This window comes from Enterobacter sp. LU1, assembly GCF_008271405.2.
Taxonomy (GTDB): Bacteria; Pseudomonadota; Gammaproteobacteria; order Enterobacterales; family Enterobacteriaceae; genus Enterobacter; species Enterobacter hormaechei_C.
Genome location: NZ_CP043438.2, coordinates 2,521,864 through 2,537,581, shown reverse-complemented (window position 1 = coordinate 2,537,581; position 15,718 = coordinate 2,521,864). Strand labels below are relative to the sequence as shown.

The 15,718-nt window shown below is 56.3% G+C and carries 10 protein-coding genes, 2 tRNA genes and 1 pseudogene; 7 read left to right on the top strand and 6 right to left on the bottom strand.

Going from position 1 to position 15,718, the window contains the following annotated elements; all coding sequences use genetic code 11:
• Nucleotides 1-155 precede the first annotated feature (155 nt).
• Nucleotides 156-1,574 (top strand): YchO/YchP family invasin, encoded by a 1,419-nt coding sequence (locus FZF21_RS12225; protein ID WP_032669673.1) that lies wholly within the window; start codon nucleotides 156-158, stop codon nucleotides 1,572-1,574.
• 1 nt (nucleotide 1,575) lies between these two features.
• On the opposite strand, the gene narL is transcribed toward FZF21_RS12225, so the two are convergent.
• Nucleotides 1,576-2,226, bottom strand: coding sequence for a two-component system response regulator NarL (gene narL / locus FZF21_RS12220; protein ID WP_003856701.1), 651 nt, complete (start codon nucleotides 2,224-2,226; stop codon nucleotides 1,576-1,578).
• The gene (gene narX / locus FZF21_RS12215; protein ID WP_032669674.1) at nucleotides 2,219-4,015 is read right to left on the bottom strand and encodes a nitrate/nitrite two-component system sensor histidine kinase NarX; all 1,797 of its coding nucleotides are present in this window, start codon (nucleotides 4,013-4,015) and stop codon (nucleotides 2,219-2,221) included. Before narX ends, narL begins: the two co-directional genes overlap by 8 nt.
• A gap of 309 nt (nucleotides 4,016-4,324) precedes the next feature.
• Between narX and FZF21_RS12210 the strand changes: the two are divergent.
• The 5 genes and pseudogenes from FZF21_RS12210 to narI all read left to right on the top strand — a co-directional run bounded on the left by FZF21_RS12210 (nucleotide 4,325) and on the right by narI (nucleotide 12,764).
• A pseudogene (locus FZF21_RS12210) lies at nucleotides 4,325-5,722 on the top strand (NarK family nitrate/nitrite MFS transporter).
• 382 nt (nucleotides 5,723-6,104) lie between these two features.
• On the top strand, nucleotides 6,105-9,848 hold the full coding sequence (locus FZF21_RS12205) for a nitrate reductase subunit alpha (protein ID WP_032669675.1): 3,744 nt from the start codon (nucleotides 6,105-6,107) through the stop codon (nucleotides 9,846-9,848).
• A complete protein-coding gene (gene narH / locus FZF21_RS12200) occupies nucleotides 9,845-11,380 on the top strand; it encodes a nitrate reductase subunit beta (protein ID WP_017384243.1) in 1,536 nt (511 codons plus the stop codon). Before FZF21_RS12205 ends, narH begins: the two co-directional genes overlap by 4 nt.
• Nucleotides 11,377-12,087 carry a nitrate reductase molybdenum cofactor assembly chaperone gene (narJ, locus tag FZF21_RS12195; protein WP_023296754.1) on the top strand — a complete coding sequence of 237 codons (711 nt, stop codon included), beginning with the start codon at nucleotides 11,377-11,379 and terminating at the stop codon, nucleotides 12,085-12,087. The genes narH and narJ overlap by 4 nt, the downstream gene beginning before the upstream one ends.
• Nucleotides 12,087-12,764, top strand: coding sequence for a respiratory nitrate reductase subunit gamma (narI, locus tag FZF21_RS12190; RefSeq protein WP_017384241.1), 678 nt, complete (start codon nucleotides 12,087-12,089; stop codon nucleotides 12,762-12,764). Before narJ ends, narI begins: the two co-directional genes overlap by 1 nt.
• Before the next feature lie 225 nt (nucleotides 12,765-12,989).
• On the opposite strand, the gene FZF21_RS12185 is transcribed toward narI, so the two are convergent.
• The 4 genes from FZF21_RS12185 to FZF21_RS12170 all read right to left on the bottom strand — a co-directional run bounded on the left by FZF21_RS12185 (nucleotide 12,990) and on the right by FZF21_RS12170 (nucleotide 14,699).
• Nucleotides 12,990-13,074, bottom strand: a tRNA-Tyr gene (locus FZF21_RS12185).
• Nucleotides 13,075-13,108: 34 nt separating this feature from the next.
• Nucleotides 13,109-13,193 (bottom strand) — tRNA-Tyr (locus tag FZF21_RS12180).
• Between the two features lie 157 nt (nucleotides 13,194-13,350).
• Entirely contained in the window at nucleotides 13,351-14,193 is an 843-nt protein-coding gene (gene purU, locus FZF21_RS12175; RefSeq protein WP_047738689.1) for a formyltetrahydrofolate deformylase, read from the bottom strand.
• Nucleotides 14,194-14,234: 41 nt separating this feature from the next.
• Nucleotides 14,235-14,699, bottom strand: a complete 465-nt coding sequence (locus tag FZF21_RS12170) for a YchJ family protein (RefSeq protein ID WP_026094296.1) — start codon at nucleotides 14,697-14,699, stop codon at nucleotides 14,235-14,237.
• Between the two features lie 113 nt (nucleotides 14,700-14,812).
• On the opposite strand from FZF21_RS12170, the gene rssA reads away from it, so the two are divergent.
• Entirely contained in the window at nucleotides 14,813-15,715 is a 903-nt protein-coding gene (gene rssA, locus FZF21_RS12165) for a patatin-like phospholipase RssA (RefSeq protein ID WP_017384239.1), read from the top strand.
• Nucleotides 15,716-15,718 lie beyond the last annotated feature (3 nt).

Below are 15,718 nucleotides of genomic sequence, written 5' to 3'. Positions count from 1 at the left end.
GGCGGCTTCGCACCGGTACGAATTTGTAGGTCGGGTAAGGCGAAGACGCCACCCGACAAATCTTTTCAGGATATTCCTGAAATTTCTCTTAAGACTGGTTTTCAGGGCTTATGGCGTTAACATAATAAGTGTTTGTTCATAAACACAGGTTCTGATTGACGACGTTGAAGGCTGTATCGTCCCGCATCCGTTTTTTGCTGTTACTCCCCCTTTTTACGGCTGGAGCCGTTCATGGTGCGCCGAAATCCTTCGTGCAGCAGGCGCAAAATCCGTTTGATAACAACGGCGATAGTCTGCCAGATCTCGGCATGGCGCAACCGACCAGCGAAGGCGAAAAGCATCTGGCTGAAATGGCTAAGGCCTTCGGTGAAGCCAGTATGACCGATAACGGCCTGACGGCCGGACAGCAGGCGCGACAGTTCGCGTTTGGCAAGGTGCGGGATGCCGTGAGCGGGGAAGTCAACGAGCAGATTGAATCCTGGCTTTCACCCTGGGGAAACGCCAACGTCAATGTGCTGGTGGATGACGACGGCAACTTTAACGGCAGCAGCGGAAACTGGTTTATCCCCTGGAACGACAACACCCGCTATCTGAGCTGGAGCCAGCTTGGGCTGACGCAGCAGACAGACGGGCTGGTGAGTAACGTCGGGGCAGGTCAGCGCTGGGTTGCCGGAAACTGGCTGCTGGGCTACAACACTTTTTACGACAACCTGCTGGAAGACAACCTGCAACGTGCCGGGCTGGGCGCAGAGGCGTGGGGTGAAAACCTGCGCCTGTCGGCCAATTACTACCAGCCGTTCGCTGGCTGGCAGCCGCGTTCCGACATCCGCGAGCAGCGCATGGCGCGCGGGTACGACGTAACGGCCAAAGCCTGGCTTCCCTGGTTTCACCACCTGAACACCAGCGTCAGCTTTGAACAGTATTTTGGCGATAACGTCGATCTGTTTAACAGCGGTACGGGGTATCACAACCCGGTTGCGGTCAACCTGGGGCTGAACTATACCCCCGTACCGCTGGTCACCCTGACGGCTGCCCATAAGCAGGGGGAGAGCGGCGTTAGCCAGAATAACCTCGGGCTGAAGCTCAACTATCGTTTTGGCGTGCCGCTGGCGAAACAGCTTTCCGCCGGGGAAGTGGCGGCGACGCGCTCGCTGCGGGGGAGCCGCTATGATTCACCCGATCGCGATAATCTGCCCGTGATGGAATTCCGTCAGCGCAAAACCCTCTCGGTATATCTGGCCACGCCGCCGTGGGATCTTAAGCCAGGCGAAACGGTGATGCTGAAGCTGCAAATTCGCAGCACGCACGGTATCCGGCAGATCCACTGGCTGGGTGATACCCAGGCGCTCAGCCTGACCTCACCGGCAAACGGCAACAGCAGCGATGGCTGGAGTGTGATCATGCCTGCATGGGATGATTCGGAAGGGGCGAAAAATACATGGCGGCTTACGGCCGTGGTGGAAGATAAGGATGGGCAGCGTGTCTCCTCCAATGAGATCACGCTTTCCGTGGTGCAACCGCTCGTCGCAATGCCTGCCGACGATCCACGGTGGAAGTTGCTGCCGGATGAGTAAGTTAAAAAATGCGCTCCTGATGCACCCAGACGGCGGCTTCGACGCGGGATTTTAACTTCATTTTTTTCAGCATGTGTTTGACATGCACTTTGACCGTGCTCTCGGTGATGTCCAGACGGCGGGCGATCATTTTGTTCGGCAGCCCCTGGGCAATCAGCTTCAGAATGTCACGCTCGCGCGGGGTCAACTGGCTGACGTCACGATCAGACGTGGCGCGGTTCGCACGCAGGCTGGCGGCCAGTACCGGCGTTAACGCTTCACTCAGCACCATCTCGCCTGCGGCAGCCTGTTGCAGCGCCTTGAGCAGATCTTCCGGCTCCATATCTTTCAGCAGATAGCCGTCTGCCCCTCGCTTGAGGGCGGTGACCACGTCTTCTTCATGGTTTGAGACGCTGAAGACCACCACCCGGCCAGAGAGGGATTTCTCCCGCAGCTTGTCGAGGGTTTCCAGGCCATTCATGCCCGGCATGTTGAGATCGAGCAAGATCAAATCAGGATCGAGCGATTCGGCAAGTTCAATACCCTGTTCGCCGTTACTGGCTTCCCCGACGACGGTGATATCTGGCGCCATGCTGACAAGCTGTTTAACGCCAGTGCGCAGCATCGGATGATCGTCAATCAACAGGATAGATGCCGGTTCCTGATTAGTCATGGTTTTCTCCTTGAGCAGTTATGAGGGGCTTTTCGGGTATAAAGGTGACCACAACTTCGGTGCCACCTGACTCTCCCCGGCGAACCTGGCAATCACCGCGCAGGCTTTGCGCGCGGTCTCGCATAATAATTAAACCATAGTGGTTCGTTCGTTCGGCATTTTCCGGCACGCCGCGGCCGTTATCCTGAACCCTGAGCTTCACCTGATTATCCTGGCAGCTGACGGTGACCGTGACGGCCGTCGCCTCGGCATGCTTGAGCACGTTGCTCAGGGCTTCGCGGGCAATTTGCAGCAAGTGGATCGCCTGGTGAGAGGGGACAAAACGCGGTGGCAGCTGGTAATCCAGCTTCACCGGGAAGCCCAGCCGGGCGCTAAACTCCTGACAGCTGGATTCCAGCGCAGGGCGCAGCCCCGGCTCGGTGAGCTGCAAACGGAAGGTGGTCAGCAGCTCGCGAAGCTGAATCCACGAGGTGTTAAGCTCGTTGCGGATCTGGCTGAGCAGCTGTTTGCTGCTCTCGGGCATGCCTTCATCCTGCATTTGCAGGCAGCTCACCTGCATCTTCATGCAGGAGAGGGACTGGGCGATGGAGTCGTGCAGCTCGCGGGCGATGGTGGCACGCTCCTCCATCACGATCAGCTGCTGCTGTTTCTCCTGGTGGCGGTCGAGCGCCAGCGTGGCCGTGAGCTGCTCAACAAGCGTATCGACCAGTTGCTGCTGGTCGTGGCTCAGGTGACGTCCGGCGGGCAGGGTGGCCAGCAAAATACCGTACTGGGTATGGCTGTCCATCAGCCGCCACTTGAGGGTCGTGCCGCTGGTGGTAAGCGGCGGCAAGCCGCGCGGGCACAGATGACACCCTTTATCGTCGCAGGAGATATCCGACTGACAGGTAAATTCCTGATGGTTTTCCTCATCTTCAACGTCGTAAACCCGAAGCTCAAGATCGCGGAGCAGAGTCAGATTTTGCAGGCCGTTCAGTACCGGCGAGAGACGTTCGCAAAGCGGGACCTGCATATGCAGGCGACGGTTCGCCTGCCAGAGGAAAGAGAGGATCTCGTTTTTCTGCTCAAGCCCGGCGGTTTTCTCCTGGACGCGTTGTTCCAGTACCGCGTAGCTTTCTGATAGCTCTGCCGACATGGTGTTGAGCGCCTCGCCTAGCATCGCCATTTCGTTGCGCCCGCTGATGTGCGTGCGCTGGGTAAAATCGCGCTGTGTGACGGCGCGGGCCATCGCCAGGAGCTGTTTCCAGGGATTAAGCAACCGCGCGCGTAGCCAGATAACCGTGAAAATCAGCAGCAAACCCATAAACAGCGCCATTGCGCGGTGAACCATCACCACACGGTCAATGCGTAACTCTGTGGTGCGATCGAATGAGGAGACAAGATGATCGATGCGTGACACAAACCCGGCGACGTCCCGGGCGACCGTTTCCCGGTCTTCCGCCCGCTTTAACCCAGGCTCCAGCTGGGTATGCCAGTAGCCCTGAAGCGCCTTAAGCTGAGATTGCTGACCGTCACGGATGGCGGCTCTTTCCAGTTCAGGGCTGAATGCGGTACGCTCCATTTCGTCGATAAGCGGTTGGTCAGCCTGCGTCAGCGGCACCGACGCCAGCAGCCGGTAACTCTGCATACGTAGCGAGCCTGCCTCGTTGATGGCATGCGCGTTACCCTGTACACCCTGTACCAGCCAGCCAGAAATAGCCATGCCGGTCACGCCGATAGCGGTGGACAGCAGAACAATAAGCGCCAGCTGGTTAACCAGCGTCAGCGGAGATAAACATCTTTTTAACATAGAGTTGCCGGGCTCCTGACGTGACCTGATTGCAGGAATGGCGCTATTCTGGTGCATACCCTGGAGTATACCCATACCAATAAAGGATTACCTCTAAATTGCCAGAGGGGTAGCGGTTAGTGGGTGGATGAAGCAGGGATGCGTCAGCACCGTGAAAAACCACACCTTTTTTACGTTTTGCATCTACTCATTAAGAGTGATGGCTTTTTTTTCGCCGCAAAACCTCCCACTTTTCCTTTGATTTATATCAACTTACCGCCGCTCTAAAGCCCTAATGTTTGCAGCATCATTCGAGAATCAGAGGTGTCTATGAGTCACTCTTCCGCTCCCGAAAGGGAAACTGGTGCCGTTATTACAGACTGGCGTCCAGAGGATCCGGCGTTCTGGCAACAGCGCGGCCATCGTGTAGCAAGTCGTAATCTGTGGATTTCCGTTCCATGTCTGTTACTGGCGTTTTGCGTCTGGATGTTGTTCAGTGCGGTTGCGGTTAACCTGCCAAAAGTGGGCTTTACCTTTACCACCGATCAGCTGTTTATGTTGACCGCGTTGCCGTCGCTTTCAGGCGCACTGCTGCGCGTTCCTTACGCGTTTATGGTGCCGGTCTTTGGTGGTCGTCGCTGGACGGCTTTCAGTACCGGGATCATGATCGTACCGTGCGTGTGGCTCGGTTTTGCGGTGCAGGATACCTCCACACCGTTTAGCGTATTCGTGATTATCTCTCTGCTGTGCGGTTTTGCGGGGGCGAACTTTGCGTCCAGTATGGCAAACATCAGCTTCTTCTTCCCGAAAGCGAAGCAGGGTGGTGCGCTGGGCATTAACGGCGGCCTCGGTAATATGGGCGTGAGCGTGATGCAGCTGATTGCCCCGCTGGCGATCTCTGTCTCCATCTTTGCGGCCTTTGGCGGCGGCGGTGTGACGCAGCCCGACGGTTCCGTGCTGTTCCTGCAAAACGCCTCCTGGATTTGGGTACCGTTCCTGGTGGTCTTTACCCTGGCGGCGTGATTCTTCATGAACGATCTGTCCGCGTCCAAAGCGTCACTGAGCGAGCAGCTGCCGGTGCTGAAGCGTGGCCACCTGTGGGTGATGGCGCTGCTGTATCTGGCGACCTTCGGCTCGTTCATCGGTTTCTCCGCAGGCTTTGCCATGCTGTCTAAAACCCAGTTCCCGGACGTGCAGATCCTTCAGTTTGCCTTCTTCGGTCCGTTTATCGGTGCGCTGGCACGTTCGCTGGGCGGGATGATCTCCGACCGTCTGGGGGGAACGCGCGTTACGCTGGTGAACTTTGTTGTGATGGCCATCTTCTGTGCGCTGCTGTTCCTGACGCTGCCTGCGGGTGGTGAGGGGGGTAACTTCTTTGCCTTCTTTGGCGTATTCATGGTGCTGTTCCTGACCGCCGGGCTGGGCAGTGCGTCTACTTTCCAGATGATCTCTGTCATCTTCCGCAAGCTGACCATGGACCGCGTGAAAGCGCAGGGTGGGAGCGACGAGCAGGCAATGCGTGAAGCCGCCACCGATACCGCTGCGGCGCTTGGGTTTATCTCTGCGATTGGCGCGATTGGCGGCTTCTTTATTCCAAAAGCATTCGGTATCTCACTGGATCTGACCGGCTCTCCGGCGGGTGCGATGAAAGTATTCCTCGTCTTCTATATCGCCTGCGTGGTCATCACCTGGCTGGTATATGGCCGTAATACCAAGAAAAACAAGTAAGCTTGATTATCCGTTTGCGCGGCCTGAGTGCCGCGCTTTTTTTAATCGCTAAATAGTTACAACATACTAATAGCTTTTCCTGTGGTCGTACGCAGGTAACGCTGTGATCGCCATCGCTTTACAGGTGTTTCTACCCCTTAATACCTAAGATGTTAAATTTTGCCTCGCTTATTGTACGATAAATAAAATATATCTATATAAATCATAAAGTTAAAAAATATTAACGGCTACCGCTTTGGTGGTATTTGATCTAATACCCCCCCCTCAGAGTCCCCCTTCGTCTTGATCGTTATCAATTCTCACCATCTTTCATAGCGTTACCTTCGCTGCAAATCAGCAATGTCGATTTAGAGAGCCACAGGCTCCACACAGGAGATACCCGATGAGCAAATTTTTGGACCGGTTTCGCTACTTCAAACAGAAGGGTGAAACTTTTGCCGATGGGCACGGCCAGGTTCTGGATACCAACCGGGACTGGGAAGACGGTTACCGTCAACGCTGGCAGCATGACAAAGTTGTCCGTTCTACCCACGGCGTAAACTGCACTGGCTCATGTAGCTGGAAGATTTTCGTTAAAAACGGTCTGGTGACCTGGGAAATGCAGCAGACCGATTATCCGCGTACCCGTCCGGATATGCCGAACCACGAGCCGCGCGGCTGCCCGCGTGGGGCCAGCTACTCCTGGTATCTCTACAGCGCCAACCGTCTGAAATACCCGCTGATGCGTAAACGCCTGATGAAAATGTGGCGTGAAGCGAAAGTGCAGCACAGCGATCCGGTTGATGCCTGGGCCTCCATTATTGAAGATGCCGACAAAGCGAAAAGCTTCAAACAGGCGCGTGGTCGCGGTGGTTTCGTTCGTTCTTCCTGGAAAGAGGTGAACGAGCTGATTGCGGCTTCCAACGTCTACACCGTGAAAACCTACGGTCCTGACCGTGTGGCAGGCTTCTCGCCAATCCCGGCGATGTCGATGGTCTCTTACGCCTCCGGCGCGCGCTACCTGTCACTCATCGGTGGTACCTGCCTGAGCTTCTACGACTGGTACTGCGACCTGCCGCCAGCGTCACCACAGACCTGGGGTGAGCAGACCGACGTGCCGGAGTCCGCCGACTGGTATAACTCCAGCTACATCATCGCCTGGGGCTCTAACGTTCCGCAGACCCGTACCCCGGATGCGCACTTCTTTACCGAAGTACGTTACAAAGGGACCAAAACCGTCGCCGTGACCCCGGACTACGCCGAAATCGCCAAACTGTGCGACCTGTGGCTGGCGCCGAAACAGGGTACCGATGCCGCAATGGCGCTGGCGATGGGCCACGTCATGCTGCGTGAATTCCACCTCGACAAGCCAAGCCAGTATTTCACCGATTACGTGCGTCGCTACACCGACATGCCAATGCTGGTGATGCTCGAAGAGCGTGACGGCTATTACGCCGCAGGCCGTATGCTGCGTGCCGCGGATCTGGTGGACGCGCTGGGTCAGGAAAACAACCCAGAGTGGAAAACGGTCGCCTGCAACAGCAACGGCGAGCTGGTGGCGCCAAACGGTTCTATCGGCTTCCGCTGGGGCGAAAAAGGCAAATGGAACCTGGAGCAGCGTAACGGCACCACGGGTGAGGAGACGGAGCTGCGTCTCAGCATGCTGGGCAGCCAGGACGAGATCGCCGATGTCGGCTTCCCGTACTTTGGTGGTGAAGGTTCCGAGCACTTCAACAAGGTTGAGTTGCAAAACGTTCTGATGCACAAGCTGCCGGTGAAGCGCCTGCAACTGGCGGACGGTTCTACTGCTCTGGTCACTACCGTCTACGATCTGACCATGGCTAACTACGGCCTGGAGCGCGGCCTGAACGACGAAAACTGCGCGACCAGCTATGATGACGTGAAGGCTTATACCCCAGCCTGGGCGGAGCAGATCACCGGTGTGCCACGCGCCCAGATCACCCGTATCGCCCGCGAATTTGCGGAAAACGCCGACAAAACCCACGGTCGCTCCATGATCATCGTCGGTGCCGGTCTGAACCACTGGTATCACCTCGATATGAACTATCGCGGGCTGATCAACATGCTGATCTTCTGCGGCTGCGTCGGGCAGAGCGGCGGCGGCTGGGCGCACTACGTGGGCCAGGAAAAACTGCGTCCGCAGACCGGCTGGCAACCGCTGGCGTTTGCCCTTGACTGGCAGCGTCCGGCTCGTCACATGAACAGCACCTCCTACTTCTATAACCACTCCAGCCAGTGGCGCTACGAGACGGTTACCGCCCAGGAACTGCTGTCGCCGATGGCGGATAAATCCCGCTACAGCGGCCACCTGATTGACTTCAACGTGCGCGCTGAGCGTATGGGCTGGCTGCCGTCTGCGCCGCAGCTGGGTACGAACCCGCTGCGTATTGCGGAAGCGGCGAAGCAGGCGGGCATGTCACCGGTGGACTACACCGTTAAATCCCTCAAAGACGGCTCAATCCGCTTCGCGGCAGAACAGCCGGAGAACGGTAAAAACCATCCGCGTAACCTGTTCATCTGGCGCTCTAACCTGCTGGGTTCTTCCGGTAAAGGCCACGAGTACATGCTGAAATACCTGCTCGGTACCGAAAACGGTATTCAGGGTAAAGATCTCGGCAAGCAGGGCGGCGTGAAGCCGGAAGAAGTGGAGTGGAAAGACAACGGTCTCGACGGCAAGCTGGATCTGGTGGTGACGCTGGACTTCCGTCTGTCCAGTACCTGCCTGTACTCCGACATCGTGCTGCCTACTGCCACCTGGTACGAAAAAGACGACATGAATACGTCGGATATGCATCCGTTTATTCATCCGCTGTCTGCGGCCGTTGATCCGGCGTGGGAATCAAAAAGCGACTGGGAAATTTACAAAGACATCGCGAAGAAATTCTCTGAAGTCTGTGTAGGGCACCTGGGCAAAGAGACCGACGTGGTGACGCTGCCAATCCAGCACGACTCCGCTGCCGAACTGGCTCAGCCGCTGGACGTGAAGGACTGGAAAAAAGGCGAGTGCGACCTGATCCCGGGCGTAACCGCGCCGCACATTATTCCGGTTGAACGTGATTACCCGGCAACTTACGAACGCTTTACCTCTATCGGCCCGCTGATGGAGAAGATCGGTAACGGCGGTAAAGGCATCGCCTGGAACACCCAGAGCGAAATGGATCTGCTGCGCAAGCTCAATTACACCAAAGCAGACGGCCCGGCGAAAGGCCAGCCGATGCTGAACACGGCAATTGATGCGGCAGAGATGATCCTGACCCTGGCCCCGGAAACCAACGGCCACGTGGCGGTGAAAGCCTGGGCGGCCCTGAGCGAGTTTACCGGTCGTGACCACACGCACCTGGCGAAGAATAAAGAGGAAGAGAAAATCCGCTTCCGCGATATTCAGGCCCAGCCGCGCAAGATTATCTCCAGCCCGACCTGGTCTGGCCTCGAAGATGAACATGTATCCTATAACGCCGGATACACCAATGTTCACGAGCTGATCCCATGGCGCACGCTTTCTGGCCGTCAGTCTCTGTATCAGGATCACCAGTGGATGCGTGACTTCGGTGAAAGCCTGCTGGTTTACCGTCCGCCAATCGACACCCGCTCCGTGAAAGCGGTGATGGGCGCGAAATCGAACGGTAACCCTGAGAAGGCGCTGAACTTCCTGACGCCGCACCAGAAGTGGGGTATCCACTCCACCTACAGCGACAACCTGCTGATGCTGACGCTGTCGCGCGGGGGGCCAATCGTCTGGATGAGCGAAGCGGACGCCAAAGATCTGGGTATCGAAGATAACGACTGGATCGAAGTGTTCAACAGCAACGGTGCCCTGACGGCACGTGCGGTGGTGAGCCAGCGTGTACCGGCCGGGATGACCATGATGTACCACGCGCAGGAACGTATCGTTAACCTGCCGGGGTCTGAGATCACCGAGCAGCGCGGCGGTATTCACAACTCCGTGACCCGTATTACGCCGAAGCCGACCCACATGATCGGTGGTTATGCCCAGCTGGCCTACGGCTTTAACTACTACGGCACCGTAGGATCGAACCGCGATGAGTTCGTGGTGGTACGTAAGATGAAGAATATTAACTGGTTAGATGGCGAAGGTAATGACCAGGTACAGGAGAGCGTAAAATGAAAATTCGTTCACAAGTCGGCATGGTGCTGAATCTGGATAAATGCATCGGCTGTCATACCTGCTCAGTCACCTGTAAAAACGTCTGGACCAGCCGTGAAGGTATGGAGTACGCCTGGTTCAACAACGTGGAAAGTAAGCCGGGCACCGGCTTCCCGACCGACTGGGAAAACCAGGAGAAGTGGAAGGGCGGCTGGATCCGTAAAATCAACGGCAAACTGCAACCGCGCATGGGTAACCGTGCCATGTTGCTGGGAAAAATCTTCGCTAACCCGCATCTGCCGGGCATTGATGATTACTACGAGCCGTTTGATTACGACTACCAGAACCTGCACAACGCGCCGGAAAGCAAACACCAGCCGATCGCCCGTCCTCGCTCGCTGATCACCGGCCAGCGCATGGACAAAATTACCAGCGGTCCAAACTGGGAAGAGATTCTGGGCGGCGAGTTCGAAAAACGCGCCAAAGACCAGAACTTCGAGAACATGCAGAAGGCGATGTACGGCCAGTTCGAAAACACCTTCATGATGTACTTGCCGCGCCTGTGCGAACACTGCCTTAACCCGGCGTGCGTGGCGACCTGCCCAAGCGGCGCCATCTACAAGCGTGAAGAAGATGGCATTGTGCTGATCGACCAGGACAAGTGCCGCGGCTGGCGTATGTGCATCACCGGCTGCCCGTACAAAAAAATCTACTTCAACTGGAAGAGCGGTAAGTCTGAGAAGTGCATCTTCTGCTACCCGCGTATCGAAGCCGGTATGCCGACCGTCTGCTCAGAGAGCTGCGTAGGTCGTATCCGCTACCTCGGCGTGCTGCTGTACGACGCGGACGCGATTGAAAATGCTGCAAGCACCGAGAACGAGAAAGATCTGTATCAGCGTCAGCTGGACGTCTTCCTCGATCCAAACGATCCGAAGGTTATTGAGCAGGCGCTGAAAGACGGTATTCCGCAGAGCGTGATTGACGCCGCACAGCAGTCCCCGGTGTACAAAATGGCGATGGACTGGAAGCTGGCCCTGCCGCTGCACCCGGAATACCGCACGCTGCCGATGGTCTGGTACGTGCCGCCACTGTCTCCGATTCAGTCTGCGGCGGACGCGGGTGAACTGGGCAGCAACGGCATTCTGCCGGACGTGGAAAGCCTGCGTATCCCGGTTCAGTATCTGGCCAACCTGCTCACCGCAGGGGATACCCAGCCGGTACTGCTGGCGCTGAAACGTATGCTGGCGATGCGTCACTTCAAACGTGCGGAAACCGTTGACGGCGTTAACGATACCCGCGCGCTGGAGGAGGTTGGTCTGACCGAGGCGCAGGCGCAGGAGATGTACCGCTATCTGGCAATCGCTAACTACGAAGATCGTTTCGTGGTGCCGAGCAGCCACCGTGAACTGGCTCGCGAGGCCTTCCCGGAGAAAAGTGGGTGTGGCTTTACGTTTGGCGACGGTTGCCACGGGTCAGACAGCAAATTCAACCTGTTCAACAGCCGCCGCATTGACGCGATGGATGTGACCAGCAAAACGGAGCCGCACCAATGATTGAACTCGTCATTGTTTCGCGTCTGCTCGAGTACCCTGATGCTGCACTTGTGCAGCATCAACAGGAACTCTTTGATGCACTCGCGTCATCTGAAAACCTGGATAAAGTGGATGCCCAGAAGCTGGGCGTTTTCCTCCGCGATCTACTGGCACGCGATCTTCTTGATGCGCAGGCGGACTACAGCCAGCTGTTTGACCGGGGCCGTGCCACGTCTCTGCTGCTGTTCGAACACGTTCACGGTGAATCCCGCGACCGTGGTCAGGCGATGGTGGATCTGATGGCCCAGTACGAGCAGCACGGTTTGCAACTCGACAGCCGCGAGCTGCCGGATCACCTGCCGCTGTATCTGGAATATCTGGCGCAGTTGCCGAAAGAGGAAGCGCTGGGCGGGTTGCAGGACATTGCTCCCATTCTGGCGTTGCTCGGCGCGCGTCTCCAGCAACGTGAGAGCAGCTATGCAGTCCTGTTCGATCTGCTGGTGAAACTGGCTAACGCCTCGGTTGACAGTCAAAAAGTGGCGGAAAAAATTGCGGATGAAGCCCGTGACGATACCCCACAAGCACTGGATGCCGTCTGGGAAGAAGAGCAGGTGAAATTCTTTGCTGACCAGAGCTGTGGCGAATCTGAAATCTCCGCGCATCAGCGTCGTTTTGCCGGAGCGGTGGCTCCGCAATATTTGAATATCTCTAACGGAGGACAGCACTAATGCACTTCCTGAATATGTTCTTCTTTGACATTTACCCGTATATCGCGGGCACCGTATTCCTGGTGGGAAGCTGGCTGCGTTATGACTATGGCCAGTACACCTGGCGTGCTGCCTCCAGCCAGATGCTGGATCGTAAAGGGATGAACCTGGCGTCAAACCTGTTCCACATCGGGATTTTGGGGATTTTCGCCGGTCACTTCCTGGGGATGCTGACCCCGCACTGGATGTACGAAGCGTGGCTGCCGATTGACGTGAAGCAGAAGATGGCGATGATTGCCGGCGGCGCCTGCGGCGTGATGACCCTAGTGGGTGGTCTGTTGCTGCTGAAACGCCGTCTGTTCAGCCCACGCGTGCGGGCTACCACGACCGGAGCGGACATCCTGATCCTCTCCCTGCTGATGGTGCAGTGTGCGCTTGGTCTGCTGACCATTCCATTCTCTGCGCAGCATATGGACGGCAGCGAGATGATGAAGCTGGTGGGATGGGCGCAGTCTGTCGTGACCTTCCGCGGGGGCGCTTCTGAGCATCTGGACGGCGTGGCGTTTATCTTCCGCGTTCACCTGGTGCTGGGTATGACCCTGTTTGTGCTGTTCCCGTTCTCTCGCCTGGTGCACATCTGGAGTGCGCCGGTGGAGTACCTGACGCGCAAATATCAGGTTGTGCGTGCCCGTCGCTGATTCGCTGTATTAATACAACCCCGCATTTGCGGGGTTTTTTTTGTCCCCGATCCAGGGGGGCGTGCGGATGCCGGGTGGCGGCTGCGCCTTACCCGGCCTACAGACCCTATTTGTAGCTCCGGTAAGCGAAGCGCCACCGGGGAAAACAGGCAGGGAAAGATTACTCCCGGCATCGAGAAATATGATGCATTGTGCTTGAATGAGTGCTTAAGAATCTGGAAGTGATGGTGGTGGGGGAAGGATTCGAACCTTCGAAGTCGATGACGGCAGATTTACAGTCTGCTCCCTTTGGCCGCTCGGGAACCCCACCAGGGGTAATTCATATTTTGAGGTAAAGCTGGAGATGGTGGTGGGGGAAGGATTCGAACCTTCGAAGTCGATGACGGCAGATTTACAGTCTGCTCCCTTTGGCCGCTCGGGAACCCCACCACGGGGTAATGCTTTTAACTGGCCTGCTTCCTGTTGGAAGCGGGGCGCATCATATCAAATGAGACGCCCCTGTAAAGCATTCCTTTAAGGAAATGAAGCTGTTTGCCTGCTTTTTATCCGTAAAGGCGTAAAGCTAATCAATTCATTTTCCGAAGGATTAAAGAATAATCGTTCTGTTGCCGTACACAAAGACGCGCTGGGCAAGTACCTGATACAGTGCACGGCTCAGTACGTTCTTCTCAACGTCACGGCCAGCACGCATCATATCTTCTGCCGTGTAGGTGTGATCCACGTGAATCACGTCCTGCATGATGATTGGACCTTCGTCCAGATTGTCATTCACGTAGTGCGCGGTTGCGCCAATGATCTTCACCCCACGCTCGTATGCCTGGTGATACGGACGCGCGCCAATAAAGGCTGGCAGGAAGGAGTGGTGGATGTTGATAATCTTGTTCGGGAAACGCGCCACGAAGGATGGCGTCAGCACGCGCATATATTTCGCCAGCACCACGTAGTCCGGGCTATGCGCTTCAATCGCAGCTGCCATCAGGTTGTCGTGCTCTTCACGGGTATGGCCTTCGTGACTGACCAGTTCAAACGGAATGTCAAAACGTTCAACCAGCGTACGCAGCGTCTCGTGGTTGCCAATGACGGCGGCAATTTCGACGTCCAGGCCACCGTAGTTGGCTTTCATCAGCAGATCGCCCAGGCAGTGCGCCTCTTTGGTGACCAGAATGACAATGCGGCGACGGCCCGCCGGGTTCAGCTCGCGCACCGAGCCTTCCGGCAGGGCGCTGTCCAGATCGGCAAGCAGGGTTGTGTCGTTGAAAATGCCTTCCAGTTCGGTACGCATAAAGAAGCGACCGGTACGGTGGTCAACGAACTCGTTGTTCTGCACGATATTCAGTTCATGCTTGTAGCAAATGTTGGTAATTCGTGCGATCAGCCCTTTTTGATCGGGACAGATAGTGCGCAGAACTTTACGTTGTAATGATTGCATCGCCGGGAAATCCTGTTTATGTATTTGCGAAGTCTGAGTTGTCAGGCATTACTGCCGCAACACTTTTTAAATTTTTTTCCTGAACCACAGGGGCAGGGATCGTTACGACCGAATTGCGGACGTGTGCCGTCAATATAATACCATTGCCCGCTGTCCTTTAAGAACCGTGAGCGTTCAATGATGGCGCCGGGTTTGTTTTGTTCGCTAAAGCGGGCGACAAAACTGACATAGCCCTCGTTGGCATCGCGGCCGGGAGCGGCTTCAAAGACGGTGAGGCCCAGCCAGACGGTGTTGGCAAATCCGGCTTCAATCTCTTGGCGAAAATCGGCAGCATGGCAGGACGGATGCCAGGTTTTAATCAGGTAGTCTGCGTTTTTGATCACAAAAGCAGTATACCGCGAGCGCATAAGGTGTGACGGCTCTGGTGCAACCTGCTCGCCAGAAAGATATCGCTGGCAACATAGGCTATACTCCAGAGCGCTACCACAGGGGCAGAGTTGAGACACGATTCTCTTCCTGGAACAAAAAATAAGGCGTTAAACGCTTAAGGTAGCAATATGTTAACTGAGCAGGTGCGTTGACGCTATGTCGGGAATCCAGGGGAAGTAAAACAGGGCTAATGAGAAAGGTAAAAATTGGACTGGCGTTGGGCTCAGGTGCAGCCCGGGGTTGGTCACATATTGGCGTTATCAATACCTTAAACCAGATGGGGATTGACGTTGATATTGTCGCAGGATGTTCAATCGGGTCGCTGGTCGGATCCGCGTACGCCTGCGGTAAGCTCCCGGAGCTTGAAAGCTGGGTGCGCTCCTTCAGTTACTGGGATGTGCTGCGCCTGATGGATCTCTCCTGGCAGCGTGGCGGCCTGCTGCGCGGCGAACGCGTGTTCAATCAGTTTCGTAAGATAATGCCCCTCGCTGACTTCAGCCACTGCCAAATGCCTTTCGGTGCCGTTGCAACCAACCTCAGTACGGGCAGGGAGTTATGGCTCACCGAAGGGGATATACATCTCGCCGTTCGCGCATCCTGTAGCATGCCGGGGTTAATGGCGCCTGTGCCTCACAACGGCTACTGGCTCGTTGATGGGGGCGTAGTGAATCCTGTACCCATCTCTCTGACCCGCGCCATGGGGGCGGATATCGTTATTGCCGTGGATTTACAGCACGACGCACACCTTATGCAGCAAGATTTGATGCCGGTTAATCTTCAGAGCGATGACGCGGAAGAAGAGAAACTTGCCTGGCATGCGCGATTACGCGGCAGAATAGGGCGCCTGACCGCCCGTCGCGCGGTGACCGCGCCGAACGCCATTGAAATCATGACGACCTCTATTCAAATCCTTGAGAATCGCCTGAAGCGAAACCGTATGGCTGGCGATCCTCCGGATATTCTTATTCAACCCTATTGTCCACAAATCTCTACCCTTGATTTCCACCGGGCTGAGGCCGCCATAGCAGCGGGCTCGTTAGCCGTCGAAAAGAAAATAGATGAACTGTTGCCTTTTGTGCGTACAGCACGTTGAGCA